General features: G+C 56.9%; 4 protein-coding genes. All 4 read right to left on the bottom strand.

Translation table 11 applies throughout. The features are described from left to right. Window positions 1-167: 167 nt before the first annotated feature. The gene (locus AWB68_RS43310) at window positions 168-1,187 is read right to left on the bottom strand and encodes a site-specific integrase (RefSeq protein ID WP_087650237.1); all 1,020 of its coding nucleotides are present in this window, start codon (window positions 1,185-1,187) and stop codon (window positions 168-170) included. Next, on the bottom strand, window positions 1,184-2,164 hold the full coding sequence (locus tag AWB68_RS43305) for a tyrosine-type recombinase/integrase (protein ID WP_200828962.1): 981 nt from the start codon (window positions 2,162-2,164) through the stop codon (window positions 1,184-1,186). Before AWB68_RS43305 ends, AWB68_RS43310 begins: the two co-directional genes overlap by 4 nt. An 11-nt stretch (window positions 2,165-2,175) precedes the next feature. Continuing rightward, window positions 2,176-3,102, bottom strand: coding sequence for a site-specific integrase (locus tag AWB68_RS43300; protein ID WP_268810988.1), 927 nt, complete (start codon window positions 3,100-3,102; stop codon window positions 2,176-2,178). Between the two features lie 116 nt (window positions 3,103-3,218). Further along, window positions 3,219-3,421, bottom strand: a 203-nt coding sequence (locus tag AWB68_RS48650) for a hypothetical protein (RefSeq protein WP_160110186.1), incomplete at its 5' end; no start/stop codon positions are given.

Raw genomic sequence — 3,421 nt, 5'->3', positions numbered from 1 at the left:
CCCGTCTGGCGCGCAACAATGCCGATTGGCATCGACTCATCGAACTTGCGGCACTGACCCACACTCTGATTTTGGATTAATGTTGACACGTCGTTAATGTGGAGTGAGCGAAGATGCTGTCGGCAAACAAGGGAGCCAGAGCGATCGGACTCCCCATTAAGTCGGCGTTAGAGCGTAGCAAGCCACTCGATGACGGAAGTGTCACAGCGCCACGAGCGTGGTGGCGTGACGGAGTTAGCTAGTGCCCCTGCTCGAGCAATGGCCTGACGTTTCATTTCCAGGTCGGCGCTCGCATAGCGGTTGGTTGTGTTGACGCTAACATGACCGAGCCAGTGGCTTATGTCTACCAGGGCTACGCCGGATTTGAGCAATAGCATCGCCGTACTATGTCGGGCGCTGTGGGGGTGAAGTCGTTTCTTGGCCAGGGACGGGCATTTGACCGCTGCCGACTGAACGCACTTCGACAAGATGTAACCGAGACCGAACCGGGTGAGCCGCTGTCCTCGCTGGTTGCGGAAGAGCGGCGTATTCGATCGCATGTCCAGCTGCGCTTCCTCGGAAAACTGCTTCAATACCTGCGCCGTTTGAGGCCAAAGCGGGCAGATTCTCCTCTTGCGTCCCTTGCCAAACAAAGTCACCTGCGGTGGTGTGTCGAGCTGCAGGTCGCAGGCGTTCAAGTCGACAATCTCCTGGGCTCGTGCACCGGTGTTAAAGAGCATGGAGAGTAACGCGTAATTGCGACGACCATGCGACGTGCTCCGATCGATACATTCCAGGACGGCACGGATTTCGTCTTCCTCGAGATAGTCGATGGTTCCGGTCCGTGTTCGCTTGAAGGGGATCCCAAGTATTCGCTGGGCCTGCTCCATCCGCTCGGGCGCGTGCGTTGCCACGTAGCGGAAGAACGCATGAATGGCGGCGAGCCGCACATTACGTGAGGACGTCTTGTTGTGGCGTTCCTGCTCCAGGTAGTTCAGGAACGCCAGAACGGCCTCTGGAGAGATCGCCGTCAGGTCCAACGTTGCCGGATCATGATGCTGGGAGGTAGCCACAAAGCGTAGGAGCAGGATCAGGGTGTCGCGGTAGCTGAGCACAGTATGCCGGCTCACGCCCCGCTGTTCAGTCAGATACTCGCTAAAGAAGGATCGTACTGTGCGTGCAAGCGTGTTCGGGTATGACGATCTCATGCTGCACCTCCGTCGGAGAACGGCCGGATGAGGGTGCCGTAGCGACCGGCGAAACGGGTGCTGGCCGCAGCGGCAAGTTCGGCTACAAATGGCAGGTAGTATTCGGTTGAAGCGATGGACACGTGTCCCATGTAGGTAGCGAGCAACGGCAGTTTGACCTGTACATCGACACCGGCGTTATACCAGCGAAGAAGCGCACGGATTGCGAAGGAGTGCCTCATATCATGAACACGTGGAAATCGCCCGTCTGCCGTACGAATATCGGTCTCACGTATGAGTTCATGAATCCCGTCCCCGAGGCCGTACCCCGAATAGCCATTGCGATACCAATTCCACAGAAGCGACGAGTCCGTCGCCACAGGTAGGTGCTTGCGCCGCCGGGCGGCGAGATAGATTGCCACTTCACTGTTCGCGTCATCTGAGAGCGGCAAATACCGAGACTTGTGGAATTTGCTTTCACGCACGAGCAGGCTTCTCGTGCGTTGGTCATAATCGGCAAGGGTCAGGTTAGCCAGTTCGCCGCGTCGCATTCCTGTCGTGTTGAGCAGCACGATCGCCAGACGAAAGACCTGTGGCCGCAAGGGGGAAAGCGGCACTGGCCCCAGTTTTGCGGCAGCGTGCAACAGTTGGTTGATCTCCTCGTCAGTGAAGATGTAGGGCTGAACGGACTGGTGCGGCCTTGGGAAGTCGTCGATATCCGGCACGAAACAACCCGGATCGGTGCGCCTGACGTAAAGGCAAAAATTGCGCACGACCCGCATGCGATTGCGTTGGACCGTGGGTGACAGATGGGCCACCGTCCGGCACCACTGCTCAAATACGCTCTGGGTCCAGGCATTGACGTTGGTGTCAATCATAAACTCCTCGAGGCTTTCCAGAACGCGACGTTCTCCCGCAAAGCCTCGACCCAGTGCCTGCTTCAACCCGATGTAGCGGCCGATCGATGGAGATAGGCTCGTTTTAGCCATAAATTTCATGACACACTCTCCTAAATAGCTGAGGCTGGCAGGGGCAAGGCCACCTCACGCAGCTCTTCAAGATCGAGCCGGAGGTACACGCAAGTGCTTTCCGTGCTTCGATGGCCGAGAAGATCGCCGATGGTCTTGAGTGGCACACCTTCGCGAAGCAGATGCGTTGCGTAGGAATGCCGAAGGCAATGAACACCCCGGAACGGGATATCGAGACCGCTTTGCCTGACCCGAAATCGGAACGCGTAACCGACGGCTTGTCTCCTGATGGGCAGAATCGGTGCAACGGCGGTTAAAAAGATCTCTCGGCAGGCCGTGCGAGGGCGAGCCTCCCGTAGATAAGCGATCAGGGCTGCAGCAACCGGGTCGGTCAGAGGAAGGTTCAGAGGCTGCCTGGTTTTAGATTGATTGATGTGAATCTCTCCGGCATGCCAGTCGATGTTGTCTAGCCGCAAGCTGGCGACATCGCACCCGCGCAGTCCGTAGGTCACGATGAGCATGAAAATGGCGTAATCGCGCAGCCCGCAGGCACATTTGCGGTCGATTGACTGCAGCAGAGCTGACACCGTATCCCAAGGCAATACTCGCGGCAGGTGTTCCAGGCGATAGACTCGGGGCGTGTCAATCTGCTGGTCCAATCCAGAAGAGACCTCGCCTCGCACCGTGAGGAATCGCAGAAAGCCGCGAACGTGAGAAATCACATGCTGAAGTGTGCTTCGGCCGTAGCGGCGACCAGCATTGGTGATGAAACGCTCAACGTGGGTCTGGGTAAAATCGGCGAGCTGAAAGGTGCAATCCGAATCGCTCTGGTAATGCAACAGTTGCCAAACCGTGTGCTCATGTTGCTCAATGGTGATCGGAGCCAATCCCCTTACTTCGCTTAAGTAGTGGAGGTAAGCCGAAACGGCCGCATCGAATGACGTGTCCCCAGACGAATTGGGAGCCACTAGGATCCGCTGACTTTGTAGAAAGCGCTGCAAGCAGCCAACAGTGTGGGATATTCCGCCAGGGCGATGACGAAAATGCCGGGAACACTTACGCAGGCTCTCCGGGGTCAACGCCGTCAGGCTACGTTGATGGCGTTTGTGGAAATACGCTTCAATTGCTGTGCAGCGTAGAACATAGCATTGGCGAGAATTAAATCGATATCCCTGGATGATGAGCCAATCATCAAAATCGTCAAGAACTGGTGCGTATTCCGGGCGAGCGTGACCAGTAATTCCGGATTATCGTGACCGGTGATTCCGGCATCGTGACCAGCATTTC

It is taken from the genome of Caballeronia choica, from assembly GCF_001544535.1.
GTDB lineage: Bacteria > Pseudomonadota > Gammaproteobacteria > Burkholderiales > Burkholderiaceae > Caballeronia > Caballeronia choica.
This window is presented reverse-complemented; position numbering and strand designations above follow the sequence as displayed.